Source organism: Acidimicrobiia bacterium, assembly GCA_016650365.1.
Lineage (GTDB): Bacteria > Actinomycetota > Acidimicrobiia > Spongiisociales > JAENVV01 > JAENVV01.
The window spans coordinates 1-22,642 of sequence record JAENVV010000129.1 but is presented as its reverse complement, the minus strand read 5'-3'; the positions used below and the strand labels follow the sequence as shown (position 1 = coordinate 22,642).

Below are 22,642 nucleotides of genomic sequence, written 5' to 3'. Positions count from 1 at the left end.
GGATACTTCGGAAAGCCGATCAGCGAGGTGACCCTGGGCGAGGCCGCCCTGTTGGCCGGTTTCATCCAATCACCGTCCACGACCGATCCCCGACTCAATCAGCAGGCCGCGCTAGACCGCCGCTCCGTGGTCCTCGACAAAATGATCGAACTCGGGTGGATCACATCCGACGAAGGTGAGGCTGCCAGAGCCGAAGCCCTTCACCTGGCAACCAAGCAGCCACCCGACCAATCCAACTATCCGTACTTCGTGGAAGAGGTAAAACGACAACTCCTCGATGACCCGGCGATGGGCCTGACCGCCACCGATCGGTATCAGGCGCTATTTCGAGGCGGACTCCGAATCTATACGACTCTCGACCCAACCATACAGGCTGTGGCCGAAGCGAGTGTGGCCGAAATCCTGCCAGAGAACGGTCCTTCGGCCGCTTTGGTCGCCATCGAACCGTCCACCGGGTATGTGCGGGCGATCGTGGGCGGATCCGATTTCTACGCAACCGATGATCCCGTTGCCCAGTTCAACCTCGCAACCCAGGGCCGGCGCCAAGCCGGATCATCGTTCAAGCCGTTTGTGCTCGCCGCAGCCCTTGAACAGGGTATGACGCTCAGCACCGAATTCGCCGGAGGGAGTTCGGTGACCATCCAGACCCCCAGCGGACCGTGGGTGGTTGAAAACTATGCCGGATCGAACTGGCCGGATCTGACGCTTCTTGAGGCAACTGTCTTTTCTGTGAACGTGATCTACGCCCAACTCGTCAATGCGATAGGTCCTGAGTCAGTCGTTGAAATGGCCGAAAATGCCGGCATCACGAGCAAACTCGAACCCTTCCACGCCATCGCTCTCGGAGCCCAGGAAGTAAGCGTGTTCGACATGGCCTCGGCATACGGGACCTTTGCCGCCGGAGGCATCCATGTAGAGCCAACCCTCGTAACCCACATCGAGACCCACAAGGGCGTCAACCTCTACCAGCCGGTGCCGGTGATCACCGAAGCGATGAGTCAGGACACGGCCAGCCTGGTGACGGGTGCGTTGAGCGAGGTCGTCCGGCGTGGCACGGGCCAACGAGCCCAAATCGGCCCCCCGATTGCCGGCAAGACCGGTACATCACAAGCCCATCGGGACGCCTGGTTCGTTGGCTACACACCCGAGCTGGTGGCAGCTGTTTGGGTGGGTTTCCCGCAGGGGCAAATCTCGATGGAACCACCCAACACGCCCATAACCGTGGTCGGCGGTTCCTACCCGGCTGAGATCTGGGCGGCCTTTGCGTCCCAGGTCCTCACGGGTATCGGCGTTACCGGCCTGGCAAGTCCTGATGCGCTGGGCATGCAACGGGTGACCATCGATACATCGACCGGGTTCCTCGCAGGCCCGTTCTGTCCCCGTGAATTCATCCAGACGATCAACGTCCCCGCCGGCGATGCACCAACCACCGTGTGCCCCATCCACAATCCGGCCGGCATCGTCGATGTGGGAGCAACCGACGTCCCCAGCGTCATCGGCATGGACCTGGGCGAGGCGACCTCGACACTTCAGGCCCTGGGGTTTTTCGTCACCATTGTCTGGGATGACGGAGGCGGTCTCCCGCAAGGGACCGTATTCGGTCAGTCCCCGTCTCCTGGTTTCCCGGCTCAGCTCAATTCGGATATCGAGCTGACCCTGGCCGGTCCCGCTTTCGATGCGGCCTTACCGTCCGTTTTGGGATTCACCATCGAAGAAGCGCATTCGCGTATGGATCCGATCGGCGTAGGAATCAACGTCATCATCGAGGCCGAAGCCAACCCTGACGACGCGCAGCGCCGCCCTGGAGTCATCTGGAAACAAGATCCGGCCAAGGGAGGGGCCGTCGAAGGCACCGTCACCGTCTGGATCAACCCGTAGCGATCAGCACACAGCGCCAGGGACGATCGGCCGCCCGGGTGAGTCCCACCCGCCGTTTCCATTCACAATCGGCTTGAACCCTCGGTCCGGTAATCGACACGATCTCCAAAGCCTCGAGGTGCATCCCGTCAATGGCATTATCGATACCGAGTGCGGTAGTCAGCCTGCCGGGACCGTCGGCAAGGTGATCGGTTCGGCCCCGGCGCTGCTCCATGAGCTCCCGGCCCTCCCGAGGCAATCCGGCTCGGATCAACACCGCCTGGGGGTCGTCGACTCCCCCGGTGACGATATTCAAACACCAATGCAGTCCATAGGACCGATACACATAGATGGTCCCGCCCGGACCGAACATCGGGGCGTTGCGGGGCGTACGGCCCCGAAACGCATGACTGGCCGGATCATCGCTACCACCGTACGCTTCAACTTCGGTGATCAGGACGCTGGTTCGACCGACGGCACTTTCGGTGGTCAGCACCGAACCCACGAGCGACCGGGCCACCACGAGAGCCGGGCCGTCCCAACGGCCCATCAGCTCAAGATGTCCAGCAAAACTGCCTTGAAGGCATGCAACCGATTCTCGGCCTGGTCGAATACCCTTGATCGGTTGTGCTCCATTACCGGACCGGAAACCTCTTCTCCCCGGTGGGCGGGTAGGCAGTGCATGAAAATGGCGTCTTCGGCAGCTTTACCGAACAAACGCTCATCCACGGTGAAGTGCTCAAATGCCGCCAGACGCTGGGCGGTCTCTGCCTCACTGCCCATGGACGTCCAAACATCCGTGTAGACGCAGTCGACCCCGCCAACGGCCTCGGCCGGATCATTCGTAATTACGACGTCCCCGAACGTACGGGCCAGAGCTACAAATCGCTCGTCAGGCCCGTAACCAGCCGGAGTTGCAATGCGCACCGGAGAGCCCATCATGGCGGCCCCAACGACCAGCGAATGGCAGACGTTGTTGCCATCGCCGACGTAGGCAAGCGACGCTCCAGGCCGATGCTCCATGATCGTGAGCAGGTCCGCAATTGCCTGACAAGGATGCTCGGTGTCGGACAACAGATTGACTACCGGCGCCTCAGCCACCGCGGCGATGGATTCCAGGTGGCCGTGTTCGAAAACCCGCATCGCAATGACGTCGAGGTATCGATCGAGTACCCGTCCTACATCTTCGACAGTTTCTCGACCCCCGATGCCAACCTCCTCGTTTCTAAGGACGACCGGATGGGCGCCGAGCTGAAAAGCCCCAACTTCCGACGAAACTCTCGTCCTGGTAGATGGTTTCATAAAAAACAAGCCAACGGATCTACCGGACAGGCGGCCGGCGAAACGTCCAGGATCCGCCTTCACGTCGGCAGCCAAATCGACGAGACGCCGGATCCGTTCCGGGGAATTGTCGGCGATTCCGAGAAAATCCATCATTACGCACCCCGTAGTCGGGCTCCGGCGGCCGCAGCCACCGCCGCCACGATTCTCTCGCGAGCTGCAGTCACATCGTCGGCTGTCAAGGTCCGCTCGCCCGCCCGCAAGCGAAAGCGAATGCCGACAGCCTTGGTTTCGCCCCGCAGAAACTCATCAAATACATCTGCCACTTCCACCAAGTCACCACAAGCTCGGACTGCTTCGGCAAGTACGGACGCGGCCGGGGTGGTCGCCGCGACCTCGAACGACAGATCGAACTCGGATGGAGGAAAGACACTGGGCTCGGCGAAGGCCCACAGACCCGGATCGGCGACAATCGGGGCCAAAGCTAGCTCGCCTACCACAACCCGCCCGGGGAGATCGAAGGACCGTGCCACCGACGGATGAAGCTCGCCAATGTGGCCGATGACCTCACCTTGCAGTTCGATATAGCCTCCCCGTCCCGGATGGAGACCAGCGATTTCCGTTTGAGCGATGCGGTACTCGCCGAGTCCCAATTGGCCAACAATGGTGCGCCACAGAGCCATCCCGGTGAACACGTCGACCGGGCGTCCGAACCCGGCAAGGTCAGCCCACCCAACCGAGCCCACGGCTACAAACGCCAATACCTCCGGCTGATCAGGTACCAATCCGAGTTCCGGGGAGTCCTCGTTGAAGAACACTTTGCCGATCTCGAAGAGTCCCACCGACGCCGCACCGTGAGCCAGGTTGAACCGGGCACTTTGCAGCAACCCTGGCATCAGGGTTGTGCGCATGAGGGATTCCTCCTCTCGGAGCGGGTTCTTGACCTCGATGGCCTGGAGTCGACGGTCCCCCTCGGGAAGCCCAAGCACGGCCAAATCGGCATGCCCGGTGAACGTTGACGTGTGCGCTTCGGAAAACCCGTGCCCACGCACCACGAGCCGCAATGTTCGTAACCGCCGTTGTTCGGGTGATAATCCCCCATCGCCACCGGTTGGGACCCGACTCGGAAAGTTGTCGAAACCGTACAGTCGGGCGACCTCTTCGATCAGGTCGATAGCCCGCGTCACGTCAGGACGGTTCGTTGGGACGACCACGGTGAGCGGATCGACCCCGGTGACTGAAAACTCCAACCGGCCGAGGAGGTCGGTGACCTGTTCGGACGACATCGGCACACCCAGGATGCGGTCCACCTCATCGATCGGTAACACCACTGTCAGCGGCTCGATTGGTTCGGGGTAGCTGTCTACGACGCCTCCGACGATGGTGCCGCCGGCGTGAGCCGCGATGAGTTCGGCCATTCGATCTGCTGCCAACAGCGGCAGGTTTGGATCGACCCCCCGTTCGAACCTGGCTGATGCCTCAGATCGCAGACCGTGCCGCCGACTCATTCGCATGATCGTTGGCGGGTCCCACGAAGCACACTCGATCAGGACATTCACAGTGGCGTCGGACACCTCCGACTCCAACCCTCCCATCGTGCCTGCGAGCGACGACCCCTGCCGAACATCAGCGACCAGCAGATCCTCAGGAGTCAGCTCACGCTCGACGCCATCAAGGGTGACCAGGGTTTCTTGCGGGTTGGCGGCACGGACGACGATGTGGCCGTCGGCGACTTTGTCCCTGTCGAAGGCATGGGTCGGCTGACCGAGTTCAAGCATCACGTAGTTCGAAACGTCGACGATATTCGAAATCGAACGCACACCGGCTTTCACCAGTCGTTGGGCCATCCAGAGCGGGGCCGGTCTGACGTGGACTCCGCGAACTTCCCGTGCCACGAAGCGTCGACACCGGTCATCCTCGATATCAACCCGCAAGTCGATCTGACCGCTGGTCACGGTTAGGTCCGGTGAAGGGGTCCGGTATGACATATCGAAATGGGCAGCCAATTCCCTTGCCAGTCCAACCATCGACATGGCATCGGGCCGGTTCGGAGTGATCGACAGGTCGAACACGACATCGGGCAGCTCAAGATGGTCCACGAACGGTGTCCCGATCGGCAGGCCGTCCTCCAGAACCAGAATTCCGTCCTGATCTTCGCCGAGTCCTAGCTCCTTGGATGAACAGATCATGCCGTTGGACACCACCCCCCGGATCTCGCGCTTGGTGATGGTGAAATCCCCGCCCAGCACGGCGCCGGGTACGGCCACCGCCACGGTGGCACCAGCTTCAAAATTCCAGGCACCACAGACGATGTCGGTGGGTCCGTCACCGGTATCGACCGAACAGAGTCTTACCTTGTCGGCGTTGGGATGGGCTTGCACCGTGAGAACCTTGCCGACCAATACCCCGGTGAATTGGGGCTCGATGGTCTCGACACCTTCGACCTCATGGCCGAGATTGGCGAAGATGTCTGCGAGAACGGCAGGGTCACCGATTGGAAGGTCGACATAGTCCCTGAGCCAGCAGAGTGAAACCTTCATACAAACTGTCCCAACACCCGGAGATCGTTTTCGAAGAAGTGTTTGATGTGGGTGATGCCGTGCCGGACCATGGCCAACCTTTCAACGCCCATCCCAAAGGCGAAACCGCTCACTGCGGATGGGTCGTAGCCAACCGCTTCGAACACGTTCGGATCGACCATTCCGCAGCCCATAAGCTCAATCCACCCGGAATTCGAGCAGACCCGGCAACCACTGCCGTCGCAAGCAAAACACGACACGTGCATCTCGGCAGATGGTTCGGTAAACGGAAAGAAATGCGGGATGAGCTTGATGACCCGCCCGTCACCGAAGAAAGCCTTGGCGAAATACTCGAGCGTCCCCTTCAGGTCGGCGAACGTGATATCGGTGTCGACGACCAGGCCCTCGACCTGATGAAAAACCGGAGAATGCGTCGCGTCGAGGCTGTCCGCTCGAAAGACCCGACCCGGTACGACCACATGAACGGGCGGTTCGTGATCTTGCATATACCGCGCCTGGACGGGTGAGGTGTGAGTTCGCAGAAGCATCTCGTCGGTCGGGTCTCCAAAATCCACGTACAGGGTGTCCGATTCGGCCCGAGCCGGGTGCGTGGACGGGGTGTTCAGCGCATCAAAGTTGTACCAGGCCGTCTCGACCTCCGGCCCGGTGGCAACTCGATAACCGAGCGAGACAAAGATGTCAGAAACCTCGTCCATGACTGTTGTCAACAAATGCTCGGTGCCAAGCGTCACCCGGTGGTTCGGCACGGTGACGTCCACCCGATCGGAAACCAGCAGGGTGTTCTCTTCGGCAATCTCAAGGGCCCGCCGACGATCGGCGATAACCACCTGGACCCCACTAAACACCTCGTTGATCCGGACGCCGGCCCTCGGCCGATCGTCGGGATCCAAGGCACTCAAACCGCGTCGCATCCGCGCGATAACGGAGTTCTTGCCGATCAATTCGGTTTCGACACCCTTCAACCCTTCGAGCGAGTCCACCGCTCCGACCAGACCGGGCGCGTCGTTGGCTACCTGTTCGAGTTCGTCCATAGAACGCAACAGGTTAGCGGCCACCCTTCGAGGAGCGATTCTCAATTGCATAGAGGGCAATCGAGGCTGCCGCAGCTGCATTGAGGGACTCGGTGCCGCCAGGCATCGGGATGGTGAAGCGATGGTCGGCTTGACTCACGATTTCGTCGGCGAGACCATGCGCCTCGTTCCCGATGAGGATGGCTACTCGGCCGCTCGGGATCGACTCGGGTCCGTCCCCCCCGACCCCGACAGTCGCAACGGTGGCGTACCCACGGCTTCTGAGATCATCAACGGTCAGACTCGGTGCCACTTCTACCGCCGTCGCGAAGTGTCCACCTCCGCCCGCCCGGATCGTCTTAGGCGCCCATATGTCGACGCTCTGGCCGGCGACTATGACACCGAACCCAAAGGCCGCCGCGCTACGAACGATGGTCCCTGCGTTGCCGGGGTCGGCCAGATCCCACAGAACGACCACTGATCCGGTGGCTTGAATCGAAGGTGGAATGGCAATGATGGCAACCGGGCCCCGCGGGTTCTCCGTATCGGCGATGCGGCGCAGTATCGATTCCTCGACGAGTACGAGTTCCGCGTCCGCTTGCTCGGCAAGGTCGGCAGCTTCGTCATCGTGAGGGTGGGCGAAAATGGTGTCGATCAGTACGCCAAAACGGACTAAATCGGCCACCAAATGGGGTCCCTCGACGAGCGTCTTGCCGGCCTCCCTACGAGCCGAGGCGCGACGAAGCCGGACCGCTTCAACCACCCTCTTGTTGCGTGATGAGCGGACCGGCTCCAGCGAGTTACTTCTGGCTGGTGGCAACCTTGGCCAGGTGAGTGAAGGCCTGCGGGTCGTTCACGGCCATCTCAGCAAGCATCTTGCGATCAACCTCGACTTCGGCGGCTTTGAGACCGGCCATCATCTGACTGTAGGTCGTACCATTTTGACGAGCGGCCGCGTTGATGCGGGTAATCCACAGCCGACGAAAGTCACCCTTACGGTCTTTACGATGGTCGTAAGAGTCCTGCATGGCGTGCATGACCTGCTCATTGGCGGTGCGATACCGACGACTTTTTGCACCTCGATAGCCGCTGGCCCGCTCCATCACCTTCCGGTGCTTTTTGCGGGCGTGTACGGCGCGTTTAACTCGAGCCATGATTCCTCCTACTGTCCCAGCAACTTCTTCATACGCTTTGCATCGCCGCTGGCAACCCCGGTTTCACCGTCGAGACGACGATATCGGTCCTTGCCCTTGGCCAAGCGCAAATGCTGCTTGCCTGCTTGGCGACGGCGTAATTTGCCGGTACCAGTTGTCTTGAAGCGCTTCGCAGTGCCCTTATGAGTTTTCATTTTTGGCATGTGCTCAGCTCCTTTCTTATTCTGACTCGGTGTCGTCTATCTCATCCGAGACAGCGTCTTCAGAGTCCATTATCGGATCTGATGTGTCTTCAGAATCCTCTATCGGATCTGATTTGTGGTGGATGACAATCGTCTTGGCCAATGCCGTTGGGGCGAGAACCGCAGTCATCGACCTACCGTCTTTGGCGGGGTGCTGTTCCAGCGTCACGTAGTCGCCCAGATCCCCGACCAACCGGCCGATAAGGTTCAGTCCCAATTCGGGCCGTTCGTTCTCACGGCCACGAAATCGCACGGTGACCTTGAGTTTGTCACCTTCTGACAAGAACTTCAGTGAGCGATTCAGGAACATCGTGTAGTCGTGATCACCAATTCTCGGTTTGAGCCGAATTTCTTTGATGACGGTTCGGGTTTGCTTCTTGCGAGCTTCCCGATCACGAACCGACTGTTCGTATTTGTGCTTACCGAAGTCCATGATCTTGCATACTGGCGGCCGCGCTTCGGGTGCGACCTCTACGAGGTCAAGCCCTAACTGGTCGGCGAGCCAAATGGCCTCTTCGATTTTCTTTGTTCCGATCTGGGATCCATCCGGGGCAATAACCAGCACCTCTTTGGCGCGGATATTCCCGTTGATGCGTAGGTCGGCGATCTGTGCCCTCCCGGGGTCTGGTCGGTTTTCGTTCTTAACAACAGAAACGCAGCACGAGATGCTGCGTTCACGGACACGCCACCATAAGGCAGCGTCATCGTCATACCTCGGCGCACTAGAACTCGGTGAGTTGGGTGGCCGGGTGGGAAGCAGCAGCCTCCACTTTCGTATCGATTGTCGGGTCAGTATACGGGGTGGCCACTACGTGTCAATGTGGCCGACGCCAACCGGTCAGGTCAATCCGACAGTGAACGGATGGCGGCTACCGCCTGGAGGGCCGCCTGCACTGCTTCCGCACCCTTGTTCCCTGGACCGGGCAGACTTCGTTCTCTGGCGTGCTCATAGGTTCGGACCGTCAGGACAGCGTTACCGATCGGGACTCCGGTTTCGACGCTCACTTGCATGAGGCCGGCGGACGTCTGAGTGCAGACATGGACGTAATGATCCGTCTCCCCCTCGATAACCGCACCGATGGCGATGACCGCGTCACACGTGGCAGCCAGCACCCTGGCGAGGACCGGCAGTTCAAGCGCTCCTGCGACCGCAACATCAACGACTTCCTTCACCCCGGCGTCGCGCAGGGCGGCCAAGGCTCCATCGCGCAGAGCAGCAGTGACGTCCCCGTTGAATTCGGCAGTAACGACGGCCACCCGCACCGGTTTCATTCTGAATCGAACGTCAGATCGTGGCCAAGTTTGGCAGCCTTGGTTTCGAGATAGGACCGGTTCTCAAGCGTGGGGGCCGTCTGGAGGGGAACCCGTTCACTGATCGAAAGTCCATAGCCCTCGATCCCGGCTCGTTTGATCGGATTGTTGGTCATGAGGCGGAGGGTTGTCAGACCAAGATCCGTCAGAATTTCCGCACCCACCCCATAGTCACGAGCGTCCGGCGGAAAACCGAGGTCAATATTGGCCTCGACCGTGTCGCGACCCTGATCCTGCAGCGCGTAGGCCTGAAGTTTGTGCATAAGTCCTATCCCGCGCCCTTCGTGCCCTCGAATGTACAAAAGCACTCCCGTACCCTCCTCGGCGATGAGTCGGAGGGCGTCATCGAGTTGGTAGCCACAGTCACATCGTTTTGACCCGAATACATCTCCGGTAAGGCATTCCGAATGGACCCGGGTGAGGACATCCTTTTTGCCGGCGACATCGCCCATCACGAGAGCGACATGCTCTCGTCCGTCCACCAGGCTCTCGTAACCAACGGCACGAAAATCGCCGTATTCGGTTGGGATCCGGGCTTCGGACATCCTGCGAACCACCCGCTCGTTGGCTCGACGGTAGGAAATGAGGTCGGCGATCGTAATGAGCTTGAGTTCGTGCTCTTTGGCGAACCGTTCCAGCTCTGGCAGCCGCATGACCGACCCGTCGTCCTGGACCATTTCACACAGCACTCCCGCCGGATATCGATTCGCCAGCCGGGCGAGGTCAACCGCGGCCTCGGTGTGGCCGGCCCTGCGCAGGACGCCCCCGGGGTGGTACCGCAGAGGGAATACATGACCAGGGCGATTAAAATCGTGTTCTGAGGTGGTCGGATCGCAAAACGCCCGGACGGTTGCAGAGCGGTCAGCAGCCGAGATACCCGTCGTGGTCCCGTGAGTGGAATCGATCGAAATGGTGAACGCAGTCCGCAAGGACTCGGTGTTGTGGGTCACCATCGGTGGAAGATGCAATTCATCAAGACGGGTGCCTTCTGCGGCCAAGCAGATCACGCCCGAGGTGTACCGGACCATGAAACCCATCTTTTCCGGTGTCATGGCGTCTCCGGCGATGATCAGATCGCCCTCGTTTTCCCGATCTTCATCGTCGACCACCACCACAAACTCGCCGTTGGCGATCGCTTCGATGGCTTCAGTGATGCTGGCAGTAGTCATGTACGGTCTCCCATGAGACGTTCCACGTATTTGGCGATTACGTCTATCTCGATGTTTACCCGGTCACCGACCTGTCGGCGACCAAGGATTGTTGCCTCCAGAGTATGCGGTATGAGCGCAATCTGAAAACCCTCGCCCGTGTTGGCTGCCACCGTCAGGCTGACTCCATCGACCGTTACGCTTCCTTTGTCGACGATATACCGTTTGAGACCGTCGTCGACGGTGATGCTGAACCGTTTGCCGTCACCCTCTGGATCCAATCCAGTCACCGTACCGACTCCATCGACATGGCCTTGCACGATGTGGCCGTCGAATCGTCCGTCGGCCTTCATGGGCCGTTCAAGATTGACCTGAGAACCGGCGGACAAATCGCCGGTATTGGTCTTGGCCAAGGTTTCCAATACCGCATCGACCGAAAACGACGTCTCCGTGAGTTCGACGGCGGTTAGACACGTCCCGTTGACCGCGATCGAATCGCCGATTTTCAGCCAGGGAGCGAGCTGCGGCGCTTCAACCGTTAGGCGCATCCCCGCCGTATCGACGGCGACCGCAGTCACGACGCCGATCGCTTCCACTATTCCAGTAAACATCAAGTTCCTCTCGGCAGCAGCTCGACCCGGATGTCATCGCCAAGAAGCTCTACTGACTTGGTGCGCATGTCGAGGGCATCCGTCAGGGTCGCGAACGAACCCGCGAAGGCATTTCTTCCCGATCCGCCTGCCAATTTCGCCCCATAGTAGATGACCACCCTGTCGACGAGTCCGGCGGAGAACAGCGATCTCGCCAGGTGAGGGCCACCCTCGACCATCACATCGAGCATGCCGAGTTCGCCCAGTCGACGGGCCAGCACAGCTACGTCGACCCGTCCGTCCCCGTCGGTCGCGACGGGCACATGTTCTCCGGGTCCCTGGTAACCCGATTCGGCCACCACCAACGGGTTTCGTCCCCAGATCCTGGCGTCGAGCGGGAGCGGAGTACGCCCCGCCACAATGACAGGACGGGGTTGGCGACCGTCGACCATTCGCACATCGAGCAACGGATCGTCGGCAATCACCGTGCCAGAGCCCACCAGGACCGCATCGGATTCAGCCCGTAGCCGGTGGGAGTCCTGCCGGGCCAGATCTCCGGTTATCCATTGACTCGTCCCGTCGGCCGCCGCGGCATTCCCATCGAGGGTCAGGGCCATCTTCAACGTGATCCGGCTTCGGCCGAGCCTCCGGTGGTGAAAATAGCCAGGATCCATCGCTTCGGATTCGTCGGCCTTCACACCGGTGACCACCTCGATTCCTGCCGCCTCCAGGCGGGCAACCCCGCTACCGGCCACGTTCGTGTCCGGATCGATCGCAGCCACGACCACCTTGGAAACCCCCGCAGCTATAAGTGCATCGGCACATGGCGGGGTCCGTCCGTGATGGGAACACGGTTCGAGAGTCACATAGATGGTCGACCCGGCGACATCGGCGCTGGCGGATTTGAGTGCCACGATTTCGGCGTGGTCGGATCCCGGGGCGACATGGGCACCCTCTCCAATGACCTCGCCTTGCGCGTTGACAATTACCGCCCCGACCCGGGGATTGGGATGCGGTCTCTGGCGGCTGGCCAGTTCAAGGGCCCGAACCATGTGTTCCATCGGCCACAGGCTAGCCAGCGGCGGGATAGCCGCTACGACGACCTCCGGTCGATTTCGAAGGAGGATCCGATCTGACGCTTGGCGAACTCCTTCATCTCGACCGCCACCGCGGATGCCTCCCATTGCGAAGTGATCGGTCGGTGGATGTTGGTCACCACTCCGATCGAAACGGTAACGAGCGGAAACGCGTGTCGATCGCCTCGACGGTCGGTCACCTCGACGTAGCCGCGCAACGCATCTTCGAGGTCGTAGTAGTCAAGGGCCCCCTCGTCGAACAGTCGGACAACCGTCTCGCAATACAGCAGGGCCTTATTGCCATCGAAGCACGCGACGAAGTCGTCACCGCCGATGTGTCCGGTGAACGCCGATTCGTCGTCGATCGCGGCGGCCGCCTCCAGCAACACGTGGGCCGTGTACTTGATGACTTCGTCGCCGCGCATAAATCCGTAGTGGTCGTTGAACGCCTTGAAGTTGTCGAGATCGACCCAGGCAATCGCCAGTAGTTCGTCAGGGTGCCCGATCCGCTCGTCAAGCGTCGCTGAGATCCGGAAGTTTCCGGGGAGGCCGGTAAGCGGGGAAACGTCTCTCAGTGCCTGAGTGCGACGCACGACCGCCTTGACCCTGGCGACCAACTCGCCGACATCGAATGGCTTGGTGATGTAGTCGTCAGCGCCCAGCTCGAGGCCCCGAATCCGGTCCTCGGTGACCGCCTTGGCCGTCATCAAGATGATCGAGGTGTTGGCGGCCGCGGGATGCAGACGTAATCGACGCAGGACGGTCAGGCCGTCCATCTCGGGCATCATGATGTCGAGCAGCAACACGTCGGCAGGATCGGTCAGGATCCTTTCGACAGCTTCTCTTCCGTTGCCAACCGTCTGGACCTCGAAGCCTTCGAGTTCCAGATTCACGCGAACGAACTGCTGGATATCGGGATCGTCGTCAGCGATCAGTACCTTCGGTTTGGTGGCCACCTATCCCCCAATCGCTTTGCGCAGCGCAGCCACCGCAGCTACCGGGTCAACGGATCCAAATATGGCTGATCCGGCGACGAACACGTTCACCCCGGCGCTGCGCGCCTGAGGCGCCGTGTCGACGGTAACACCTCCGTCGATCTGAAGATCGACATTGAGGCCCCGATGGTCGATGAGCGTCCGACACTGTTCGGCCTTCGAGAGGACCTCTGGCATGAACGATTGGCCTCCAAAACCGGGCTCGACCGACATGACGAGAACCTGGCTGCATACCTCGACAAACGGCTCTACCGCCTCGATGGGCGTTTGGGGGTTGACGACAAGTCCAAAGTCCAGACCCGAATCGATCGCCTTGCGATGCACGGCGGACGGATCGGGGAATACTTCTATGTGAACCGACAAGAGGTTGCCGCCCGCCTCCACAAGATTGTCTATATACAGGTCGGGGTTGCTTGTCATCATGTGACAATCGAAATAGAGGTCGGTGACCTTCCGAATTGAGGCGATCACGGGATACCCAAGCGACAAGTTTGGAACAAAGTGGCCATCCATGACATCGATATGAAGCATCTCCACATGGTCGGCGATTCGACTGATCTCTTCACCGAGCCGGGCGAAGTCGGCAGCGAGAATGGAAGGTGCGATCTTGATGGTCATGATGTGAGTGTATTAGGAAACGTGATCAGGCACGTCGATGCAACTGACGAACATGCCGTCGGTACCTGTCAGGTGGGGGCCGAGCAGCGTGCCATTCCCCCAGCGGATGCCCGGCACGTTGTCTGGCGAGCGGGCTGGCAGATCCGAAACCTGGTCGATTGTTTCGGCAGCGGTAACGGTGCAAACCGAGTACAGAACCGTTCCGCCCGGCCGGGTGATCCGCACGGCCTCCTGGATCATGGCCGCTTGAATCGCCGCCATCCGCCTGACATCGACTGAATTCACGCGGAGTTTTATTTCGGGGCGTCTCCGAAGCGTCCCGAGCCCGGTACAGGGAGCGTCAAGTAACACCGAGTCGAAGGAATGGTCTGCAAAAGGAGACTTCCGACCGTCTGCCAGGACCCAGGTCCCCTCCCATCCCGATTTACGCAAACGCTTTCGTGCCCGATCGATGCGCCGCGGATGCGCATCAGCCAATATCAGCCGACCCGGATCCTCCAACCGGTCGAACAGATGAAGCGCTTTGCCACCGGGGGCAGCCGCCATGTCGAGAATCGGGCCCTGTCCTTCGAGCACAACCGATGACCCCACCACAATCGAAGCAGCATCTTGAATCGCCCAGTCGGCGGGGTCCATATCCGTACCAACCAGATAGGCTCCCGGCACATCTGAAACAGCCTGCAGGTCGCCAACCGGTACACGGTCGTGGCGACGCCGGGCGACCGTAGCCGCCGGCTCAAGAGACGCTGCCATGAACGATCCGGTGACATCTTCGCCCCAGGCTTCATCAAGCATCTGTAGAACCTCGGGGTCGAATCCGAATATCTCGACTCGATCTCCAGGAGCCGGATCGCCGAATCGTTCGATAGATCGGAGGAGACCATTGACAAAACCTTTGGCCTTCGGACCGCCGATGGTGCCGGCCGCCTCGACGGCATCGTTGACCACCGCGTGAGGAGGCGAATCCGTTTCGAGCAATTCGAATGCCCCCACCCTGAGTACGTCAAGGACGTTGGGATCGATCCGGGGACGCTTTGAATATCCCCTGATAACCCTGTCGACGCGAACCAAGTGCCGGAGGGTCCCGAAGACGAGAAACCTCACGTGGCCCGCGTCACGTGCCTCCAGATCCCTCGTCTCTGATTGAACGAGCACATTCGAGTAGGCGCCCGATCGCATCACCCGGCCAACTATCTGAGCCGCCAGCGACCGATTCATGTGAGCCGGCCGATATCAGCCTGATGACCGCGTGCCCAGGCGGCGGCATCCATCGCTGGTTTGCCAGCCGGCTGAACGCTCAGCAGAAGAACCGCGCCGTCCGCCGCCCCAACCCACAGTTGGCCATCATGAAAGAACAGGTGGCCGGGTGACAGCGGCGGCCCGTCGGCAAGCTTGGCGTCTATGACCTTGAAACGATCATCTCCCAGATAGGCGTGGGCGCCTGGCCTCGGTTGAAAAGCCCGAACCTTTCGCACGAATGCTGCGGAGGGTTCCGTAAAACTGAGTCGGCTCTCCGCGGTCGTCAGCTTGGACGCGTAGCTGGCGCGGGAATCATCCTGTGGGACCGCCTGGATCCGGCCGTCCGTCCAGGCAAGCAAGGTCTTGCTGACAAGACGAGCCCCGACCTCGGCCAATCGGGCGGTGAGCTCGCCGGCAGACTCCGTGTCGGTGATTAGGGCGACCTCGGACGCAATAATGGCACCGGTATCGAGGCCGGGGTCCATCGCCATGATCGACACTCCGGTGTTGGTATCACCAGCCAGGATGGCTCGCTCAACCGGGGCAGCCCCGCGCCATTGCGGAAGCAACGAGAAGTGAACATTCACCAATCCAGCAGCCGGATAAACGAGTACTTCCTCAGGAAGAATCATGCCGTAGGCAACGACGACTCCTACATCAAGCGACCCGAGGCCCGTGAGGATGTCATAGATCTCGGTTCGCCGCGCCGGCTTGAAAACCGGGATCGCCAGTTCGCCGGCCGCCGTAGCAACTGACGATGGGATGAGCTTCTTGGACCTTCCTCTGGCGGCGTCGGGGCGGGTTATCACCCCGAGTACCTGTGAGGTCTCAGCCAGGGCGTGCAGCGAGGGAATCGCCGCATCTGGCGTTCCAAAGAAGACCGTTCGCATCCGACCTATCCGAGTTCAAGGGCGTCGTTGCGGAGATCGCGAAGGGCTTGCTTTCTGGTGGCCCGATCGAGACGCTCGAGCAGAAGGACTCCATTGAGATGGTCGACTTCGTGTTGGAGTACCCGACCAAGCAGGTCATCTCCGGCGTATTCGACCTCGTTCCCGTCAAGATCCAGACCCCTGGCCCAGGCAAAGGCCGGGCGTTCGATGGGCCAGAAGTACCCGGGGACCGACAAGCACCCCTCGTCAAAGAGCCACAACTCGTCAGGTTCGTACTCGTCCATCGGGGGCTGCTCTCCGGTTTCGGAGACATCGACAAACACCGGGTTGATCAACTCTTTCGGCCCGAAGCCGGCGTCGAACACCACCACCCGGCGAGCCACGCCAATCTGGGGAGCGGCCAGGCCCACCCCGGGCGCGTCGTACATGGTCTCGGTCATGTCCGCCACCAGCGTGGCGAGTTGCCCGTCAATCTCCGTGACGGGCGCGCACGACAGCCTCAAGACTGGATCACCGAAAGTTCGAATTGGATAAATTGCCACAGCGACAGGGAGGATAGTCGCCGTCATAGGTCGATCGGATCGACATCTACACGCACATTTGCCCCGGCATCTCGCATCTCCCCGACGATGCCCCGCAGAACCTGGCGCGCCTTGCTCAAGTCATCACCCTGTATCAACCATCTGGTTCGACTTCCGGCATCGGCAGGACCGAGCACCATGGCAGGGATCTCTGACCGAATCCGCTCAGCCGCCCAGGACGGCGGGCCACCAACCTCAATGACGATGAGTTCTCCGTATGGCGGGTAGCCCAGTTGCGATCGCCCGACCAGTTCTTGTTCCAAAAACGGCAGCGGGTCCGCCCGCCGCAGGGCACCGAAAATCGGATGTGACGGTTGGGATGTCTGTAACACAAGGCGACTACCGTTTTCACGGCTCACGTTGCTGCCCAACCGGGCGAACAACCGGAGTGCATCTTCCTGGGCTCGGTAGTTGGTCCCGAAAATCATGCCATCGGCATCGACCACCACCCCGAGACCTACCTCAGAGATCCCAACAAGGTCCCGTTCGGTCCCGACCGTTATCGTATTCCCGCTGCCCGCCGCACCAACTGATTGAGCGAAGCGGCCAACTTCGTCGACGATACGCCCGATTCCGGCTCCGAGCGGTTCAAAACGTCTCCGCCCACACGTCGAACACGGCCCGAGATCCCGCCCGCACCGCTGACACGTCCCGGCCTGGTTGGTGGCCGCCCCGCAACCGTCACAGCGACGGAGCGCCTTGCAAGCCACACATCGAAACGCCGGCGCGTATCCCTTCCGGCCAACGAGAACAAAGACAGATCGTTGACGGTTGGCCGTCCCGGCGATAGCCACTCGAACGCGACTCGAAATAAGGCCCCCGCCTGGCGGTTCCTCCGTCCGATCGACCACTTCCACCGCTGACCACAAGCGTTGCTGATCGGGCCGCACCGTCCGGACCCCGGCCGCCATCGCCTCGGTCGTCGGCGCGACTCCCGTCATGACGAACGCAAACCCCTCCACGCGTGAACGGGCTCTCAGCACATCCCGCGTGTGAAGGGTGGGCGTCTGGCGAGCCTTGTGTGATCGTCGACCCTCATCCACGACTATGGCCAACCCCAGGTTGGCGATCGGCCACAACGCGATACGTTCCGTTCCAACCACGATCGAGCCGGGGCGAGTCGCCATACGCGACCAAGCCGTAGTTACCGATGCGTCGGACATATCCGGACTCACCGAGATCAGTCGGTCCGGGGCGATCAGCTCGATTCGCTGCGATATCGATCGCACTTCTGCAGCCGTTGGTACAGCCAAGAGTACGGACCGGCCGGTGGCTGCTACCGCGGCGGCCAATAGCGTCAGGTTGTCGAGTCCCCCGCCGAGCACGAACCACCCGGGCGACCGTCGGCCAGAAGTGGCTGCCGCCTCGATCTCACTCAGGACGGTATTGGGTGTTTCAATCCCCTGGTAGTGCTTTTCGGGAGGTGCCTTGGGAAGATTCGGCGGAGTCGTACGGGCAAGCAGGGTCGCCAAGGGGGCCACATAGTGAGCGGCCGCCCAACGCACCGACTCAAGAGAGCGCTCATCGAAGAGTCGTATCGGGCTGGAAAGCGCCAGCACTGGCTTCAGTCCGGCGGGATCTGCATCCTCGAGGCCAACCACGTACCCGCGAACTCGTCGGCCCGAAAGTGGTACCCGTACGAGCGAACCGACCTGGAGCACATGATCCGCCAGGGCATATCGGAATCCCTTGTCGACCGCGAATGAAGCAACCGCCGGGACGACAAGCGCTCTCAGAGTGCTGCCGCTGCCCTGGCTAGCTCATCGGCCGCATCGGTCAGTTCCCAGGTGAATCCGGGTCGACCGAAGTGCCCGTAGGCGGCGGTTTGCAGAAATCCTGGCTGGGTCAACTTCAGACGGTCGATGATGGCAGAGGGCCGAAAGTCAAAGAAGTCGGCGACCAGTCTCTCAAGTTTGGTCGGATTGACGGCCGACGTCCCGTGGGCGTCGACGAGCAGCGAGAACGGCTCTGAACGGCCAATGGCGTATGACACCTGAATCTCGCACTCGGTCGCCAGACCGGCAGCCACCACTGTCTTGGCGGCATTACGGGCTCCGTAGGCGGCGGATCGATCGACCTTGGAGGCGTCTTTCCCGGAGAAGGCTCCACCTCCGTGCCGGGCGTACCCGCCATAGGTATCCACGATGATCTTACGGCCGGTCAGGCCGGTGTCACCGTGGGGTCCTCCAGTAACGAATCGGCCGGTCGGATTGATCAATATGCGCGGTTCATCGAGCAGATCCTCCGGGATCACCTGCATGATGACATGACGGTAAAGGTCATCAAACATCTCCTGAGAGGACTGGATGCTCTCATCGTGTTGGGTGGAGATGAGGATGTCGGTAACCCTGATCGGCCGTTTGTCGGCATACTCGACCGTAACCTGGGTTTTGCCATCCGGGCGCAGATACCCGAGCGTCTCGTCTTTGCGGACCTGAGCGAGGCGCTCGGCCAACCGATGAGCGAGAGAAATCGGCAACGGCATCAGCTCAGGCGTCTGGTCGACCGCATATCCAAACATCAATCCTTGATCCCCGGCTCCGAGCTCACCGTTTTCGGGGTCACCTTGATCGACCCCCATCTCGATATCGGGACTCTGAGTGTGGGCCACGACTTGAACTTCGACCGTGTCGGCGCTGAAGTGAGGGTCTTCCGTGTACCCGATGTTGCGGATCGTCTGACGGGCCAGGCCTTCGAAATCGATCGCAGTTGCCGCCCGGAGTTCGCCTGCCACGACCACGAGACCGGTAGTCACCAGCGTTTCGCAGGCAACCCGAGCATTTGGATCAACTGAAAGAGCGGCATCGAGAACGGCATCCGAAATCTGGTCCGCTACCTTGTCGGGGTGCCCTTCGGTTACCGACTCTGAAGTGAAATACCATTGGCGCATGAAGCGAGTATACGACGCTCGGCGCGTCAGTTGGCAACTACCCGGCCACCGCCGATGGCAGGCAGCCGGGTGGCGACGAGCGCCATCAACCGATCGGCAATCTCCGATTTTGTGGAAAAGTCCCAATCGTCTTCGGTTCCATCTGGCCACATAAGGGTCACTTCGTTGGTATCGGTCCCAAATCCCCGCTCAGGCGCCGAGACATCGTTGGCAACGAGAAGATCCGTGCCATAGGACCGGGCCTTTCGCTTCGCTTCCTCGAGGGACCCGGTTTGGGCGGCGAATCCAACGACGAACGGTTTAGGCTCCATCGACACCACCCCGGCCAATACATTCGGTGTTTCGGTGAGGTTGATCTCTGGCGCCCCATCGGCCCTCCGCATCTTGACGTCGGCAACCGACACCGGCCGGAAGTCGGCCACGGCGGCGGCCAGAATCACGCAATCGGCTCCGGCCGCCGCCCGCCAGGTGGCGTCGGCCATCTCAAGGGCAGACTCCACCTGAACCCGGTCGATGACCGTCGGAGTCGCCAAACTCGACGTCGTGATCAGGGTTACGCCGGCACCCAACCTGGCTGCCGCTTGGGCGATGGCGTGTCCCATCTTGCCGGATGATCGGTTGCCGATATACCGAACCGGGTCGATAGCCTCGCGAGTTCCCCCGGCTGTCACCACGACCCGTTTACCGATCAGGGATTGATCAGACAACAGGCAGCTGGCGACAAAGGCGATGTCCTCTGGCTCGGCCATCCGGCCATACCCGACATCTCCGCCCGCCAATTCACCGGATTCGGGACCCACCAGTGTGTGACCGGCCCGGCGGAGTTGTTCGATCGTGTGGACAGTCCCGGGATGCATCCACATTTCGGTGTGCATGGCCGGGGCCAACAACAGCGGTGCCTCGGACGCCAGGACCGTTGATGCCAGGGCATCGCCACTGATTCCGTAGGCGATCTTGGCGAGGGAATGGGCAGTCGCAGGAGCAACGACAATGAGCTCTGCCCATTGGCCCAATTCGGTGTGGGGACTGATTCCGCCGAAGAGATCAACAAGAACTGCCTGTTTGGTTATCGCTGCAAAGGTTTGGGCACCAACGAACTGTTGGGCACTCTTGGTCATGACCACGCGAACATCGGCCCCTTGTTCAAGGAGCCGACGAGCGAGATAGGCTGACTTGTATGCGGCAACGCCGCCGGACACACCGAGAACGATCCGGCGGCCCTGCATAGTTTTAGGCTTCGTCGTAGTCGAAGACAACCTTTTCGGCAGCAATCTCTTCAAACGAGATCGTCAGCGGCTTCCGACTCAACGAATGAACCTGCGGCGGTACGTAGTGGCCGATGCCGCCACCCAACTCGTTGTAGTAGGCATTGATCTGGCGGGCCCGGCGAGAAGCCAGTACGACGAGGTTGAAACGGCCACCGGCCAGCTGCAAACCTTCTTCGATTGCGGTATTAGCGCTCATTGTGTCCCTTGTTCGTGCTTGGCAAGTATATCGAGTATCTCGTTGGTTACCGCATCGACGTCGCTATTGATCACAAGGTAGTCGTAGGTACCACGCGCCTGTTCCACCTGTTCGGCGGCGACCGACAGGCGAGCAGCGATGTCTGGCTCGGTCGTGTCACCCCGACTGCGGAGCCGCCGCTCGAGTTCAGCTTGTGAGGGTGGCGCAATAAAGATCAACAGCGCTTCTGGCCAAGAATGACGGACCTGCATCGCACCGTGATTCTCTATGTCAAGAAGGACATCGTTGCCCGCTTGCAGGGCTTTTACCACGGGCCCGCGCGGGGTCCCGTAGTACTTCCCGGCATATTCGGCCCATTCGAGGAGCTCACCGTTTCCGATCATCTCTTGAAATCGGTCAGGGTCGATGAAGTGATAATCGACATCTTCCGATTCGTCGGACCGTCGATGTCGAGTGGTTACCGACACAGAGAAATGGAACTTACGGCGTTCACGAATCTCGGCAACAACTGTACTTTTGCCAACTCCGGAAGGTCCCGAGATAACCAAGAGGACTCCGGACATCTGGGCGCTATGCGAGCCGCTCGAGGAGCGCCTCACGCTGCCGGTCGCCAAGCCCGCGTAGGCGCCGGTTGTCAGCAATCTGGAGTTCTTCCATCAATCGCTTCGCCTTGACCTTTCCCATTCCGGGGAGGGAGGGAAGAACCGATGCGATCTTCATGCCGGCGTACATATCGTCTTCGTCGGCTTTGGCCAGTAGCTCGCTGAAGCTGAGCGAGCCCATTTTGAGAAGCTCTTTCGTCTCAGCACGAACCCTACGAACCTCACCAGCCTTCGCCAGTGCGGCCTGGCGTTGTTCCTGAGTCATTTCTGGTGGGGCCATCGCCTATTCCTCCCGATCCAAGTGGCTACGAGCGTACACGACCGCATCAGTCTGCAACGATTCATTGATCAACTCGGCAGCTCGACGGGGATCGGCAGCCCTGGTGATCGCCCTTCCGATAACCAGCCAATCGGCCCCTCGCGAAATCGCCTCTTGCGGAGTTGCGACCCGCTTCTGATCGTCGGCATCGATTCCTTGCGGACGGATGCCTGGTGTCACTCGCAGGAGCGACGGGGCCACACTGGCGATGACGCCGAGCTCCTTCACCGAGCAGATCACGCCTTCTGCCCCATGGGCGGCGGCCAGCTTGGCAAGGCGCGAGGACTGTTTGCCCGGCGTTCCAACCACGCCGGTCATGGAAAGGTCGGTGTCGGTGAGACTGGTCAGCACCGTGACCGCCAACACCCCGGCCTGGCCGTCTCCGGCCCCTTCTGCCAGACCCTCGGCGGCCGCTTCCAGCTGGGCAGCCCCTCCCGATGCATGGACCGTGACCCAGCGAGCGCCTGCCCGGCCGATCTGGCGGGCCGCCCGGTGGACCGTGGTCGGAATGTCGTGGAGTTTGGCGTCGACAAAGACCGGCTTTCCGAGGCGTACCAGCGCACCTATCGTTCCGGGACCGGGACCCATAAGCAGCTCCAATCCGATCTTGAAGCCCCCGACGGCCGGCTCGAGGGCAGCCGCCAGTCGAACGGCTTCCTCGGCTGAATCAAGGTCAAGGGCCACGAGAATCGGAGACGTCACGCGGCAACTCCAATCAAGTCCCGAACGTCTTTAACCTCGTGTCGTTCACACCATCGCTCCATCTGCGTAAGCACTCTCCTCCCGATCTTGGGCGAACCAAAGTGGGCCGTACCGATCCCGACGGCATGGGCGC

At 60.8% G+C, this 22,642-nt stretch carries 25 protein-coding genes; 1 reads left to right on the top strand and 24 read right to left on the bottom strand.

The annotated features are described in order from the left end of the window. On the top strand, nt 1-1,878 hold a 1,878-nt coding region (locus tag JJE47_07705; GenBank protein MBK5267305.1), incomplete at its 5' end, for a PASTA domain-containing protein. On the opposite strand, the gene JJE47_07700 is transcribed toward JJE47_07705, so the two are convergent. From JJE47_07700 to pyrF, 24 genes are all read right to left on the bottom strand, one after another. Beyond that, nucleotides 1,868-2,407: a DNA-3-methyladenine glycosylase gene (locus JJE47_07700; GenBank protein MBK5267304.1), complete on the bottom strand. Its 540-nt coding sequence runs from the start codon at nt 2,405-2,407 to the stop codon at nt 1,868-1,870. The genes JJE47_07705 and JJE47_07700 overlap by 11 nt on opposite strands. Then, nucleotides 2,407-3,294 carry an ornithine carbamoyltransferase gene (gene argF / locus JJE47_07695; GenBank protein ID MBK5267303.1) on the bottom strand — a complete coding sequence of 296 codons (888 nt, stop codon included), beginning with the start codon at nt 3,292-3,294 and terminating at the stop codon, nt 2,407-2,409. The genes JJE47_07700 and argF overlap by 1 nt, the downstream gene beginning before the upstream one ends. Continuing rightward, the gene (locus JJE47_07690; GenBank protein MBK5267302.1) at nt 3,294-5,678 is read right to left on the bottom strand and encodes a phenylalanine--tRNA ligase subunit beta; all 2,385 of its coding nucleotides are present in this window, start codon (nt 5,676-5,678) and stop codon (nt 3,294-3,296) included. Before JJE47_07690 ends, argF begins: the two co-directional genes overlap by 1 nt. After that, nucleotides 5,675-6,709: a phenylalanine--tRNA ligase subunit alpha gene (pheS, locus tag JJE47_07685; protein ID MBK5267301.1), complete on the bottom strand. Its 1,035-nt coding sequence runs from the start codon at nt 6,707-6,709 to the stop codon at nt 5,675-5,677. The genes JJE47_07690 and pheS overlap by 4 nt, the downstream gene beginning before the upstream one ends. A gap of 13 nt (nt 6,710-6,722) precedes the next feature. After that, nucleotides 6,723-7,373 carry an RNA methyltransferase gene (locus JJE47_07680; GenBank protein ID MBK5267300.1) on the bottom strand — a complete coding sequence of 217 codons (651 nt, stop codon included), beginning with the start codon at nt 7,371-7,373 and terminating at the stop codon, nt 6,723-6,725. 115 nt (nt 7,374-7,488) lie between these two features. After that, nucleotides 7,489-7,842, bottom strand: coding sequence for a 50S ribosomal protein L20 (rplT, locus tag JJE47_07675; GenBank protein ID MBK5267299.1), 354 nt, complete (start codon nt 7,840-7,842; stop codon nt 7,489-7,491). 8 nt (nt 7,843-7,850) lie between these two features. Further along, nucleotides 7,851-8,045 (bottom strand): 50S ribosomal protein L35, encoded by a 195-nt coding sequence (rpmI, locus tag JJE47_07670; protein ID MBK5267298.1) that lies wholly within the window; start codon nt 8,043-8,045, stop codon nt 7,851-7,853. A 16-nt stretch (nt 8,046-8,061) separates the two neighbouring features. Next, nucleotides 8,062-8,649: a translation initiation factor IF-3 gene (locus JJE47_07665; GenBank protein MBK5267297.1), complete on the bottom strand. Its 588-nt coding sequence runs from the start codon at nt 8,647-8,649 to the stop codon at nt 8,062-8,064. Nucleotides 8,650-8,927: 278 nt separating this feature from the next. After that, on the bottom strand, nt 8,928-9,356 hold the full coding sequence (gene ribH, locus JJE47_07660) for a 6,7-dimethyl-8-ribityllumazine synthase (GenBank protein ID MBK5267296.1): 429 nt from the start codon (nt 9,354-9,356) through the stop codon (nt 8,928-8,930). After that, a complete protein-coding gene (locus JJE47_07655) occupies nt 9,353-10,564 on the bottom strand; it encodes a bifunctional 3,4-dihydroxy-2-butanone-4-phosphate synthase/GTP cyclohydrolase II (GenBank protein ID MBK5267295.1) in 1,212 nt (403 codons plus the stop codon). Before JJE47_07655 ends, ribH begins: the two co-directional genes overlap by 4 nt. After that, complete coding sequence (locus JJE47_07650; protein MBK5267294.1) at nt 10,561-11,154, bottom strand: riboflavin synthase; 594 nt, start codon at nt 11,152-11,154, stop codon at nt 10,561-10,563. The genes JJE47_07655 and JJE47_07650 overlap by 4 nt, the downstream gene beginning before the upstream one ends. Further along, a complete protein-coding gene (gene ribD / locus JJE47_07645) occupies nt 11,154-12,194 on the bottom strand; it encodes a bifunctional diaminohydroxyphosphoribosylaminopyrimidine deaminase/5-amino-6-(5-phosphoribosylamino)uracil reductase RibD (protein MBK5267293.1) in 1,041 nt (346 codons plus the stop codon). The genes JJE47_07650 and ribD overlap by 1 nt, the downstream gene beginning before the upstream one ends. 32 nt (nt 12,195-12,226) lie before the next feature. After that, nucleotides 12,227-13,165, bottom strand: coding sequence for a response regulator (locus JJE47_07640; protein MBK5267292.1), 939 nt, complete (start codon nt 13,163-13,165; stop codon nt 12,227-12,229). Further along, nucleotides 13,166-13,822 (bottom strand): ribulose-phosphate 3-epimerase, encoded by a 657-nt coding sequence (gene rpe, locus JJE47_07635; protein MBK5267291.1) that lies wholly within the window; start codon nt 13,820-13,822, stop codon nt 13,166-13,168. 12 nt (nt 13,823-13,834) lie between these two features. After that, nucleotides 13,835-15,040: a methyltransferase domain-containing protein gene (locus JJE47_07630; GenBank protein ID MBK5267290.1), complete on the bottom strand. Its 1,206-nt coding sequence runs from the start codon at nt 15,038-15,040 to the stop codon at nt 13,835-13,837. Next, nucleotides 15,037-15,951 (bottom strand): methionyl-tRNA formyltransferase, encoded by a 915-nt coding sequence (locus JJE47_07625; protein ID MBK5267289.1) that lies wholly within the window; start codon nt 15,949-15,951, stop codon nt 15,037-15,039. Before JJE47_07625 ends, JJE47_07630 begins: the two co-directional genes overlap by 4 nt. 5 nt (nt 15,952-15,956) lie before the next feature. Then, complete coding sequence (gene def, locus JJE47_07620; GenBank protein MBK5267288.1) at nt 15,957-16,493, bottom strand: peptide deformylase; 537 nt, start codon at nt 16,491-16,493, stop codon at nt 15,957-15,959. Between the two features lie 23 nt (nt 16,494-16,516). Continuing rightward, the gene (locus JJE47_07615) at nt 16,517-18,193 is read right to left on the bottom strand and encodes a hypothetical protein (protein MBK5267287.1); all 1,677 of its coding nucleotides are present in this window, start codon (nt 18,191-18,193) and stop codon (nt 16,517-16,519) included. Between the two features lie 71 nt (nt 18,194-18,264). After that, a complete protein-coding gene (locus JJE47_07610; GenBank protein MBK5267286.1) occupies nt 18,265-19,422 on the bottom strand; it encodes a methionine adenosyltransferase in 1,158 nt (385 codons plus the stop codon). 26 nt (nt 19,423-19,448) lie between these two features. After that, entirely contained in the window at nt 19,449-20,648 is a 1,200-nt protein-coding gene (gene coaBC / locus JJE47_07605; protein ID MBK5267285.1) for a bifunctional phosphopantothenoylcysteine decarboxylase/phosphopantothenate--cysteine ligase CoaBC, read from the bottom strand. Between the two features lie 4 nt (nt 20,649-20,652). Continuing rightward, nucleotides 20,653-20,886 carry a DNA-directed RNA polymerase subunit omega gene (gene rpoZ / locus JJE47_07600; protein MBK5267284.1) on the bottom strand — a complete coding sequence of 78 codons (234 nt, stop codon included), beginning with the start codon at nt 20,884-20,886 and terminating at the stop codon, nt 20,653-20,655. Beyond that, nucleotides 20,883-21,449, bottom strand: coding sequence for a guanylate kinase (gmk, locus tag JJE47_07595; GenBank protein MBK5267283.1), 567 nt, complete (start codon nt 21,447-21,449; stop codon nt 20,883-20,885). The genes rpoZ and gmk overlap by 4 nt, the downstream gene beginning before the upstream one ends. Before the next feature lie 7 nt (nt 21,450-21,456). After that, on the bottom strand, nt 21,457-21,768 hold the full coding sequence (locus JJE47_07590; protein MBK5267282.1) for an integration host factor: 312 nt from the start codon (nt 21,766-21,768) through the stop codon (nt 21,457-21,459). 3 nt (nt 21,769-21,771) lie between these two features. After that, nucleotides 21,772-22,509: an orotidine-5'-phosphate decarboxylase gene (pyrF, locus tag JJE47_07585; GenBank protein ID MBK5267281.1), complete on the bottom strand. Its 738-nt coding sequence runs from the start codon at nt 22,507-22,509 to the stop codon at nt 21,772-21,774. Nucleotides 22,510-22,642 lie beyond the last annotated feature (133 nt).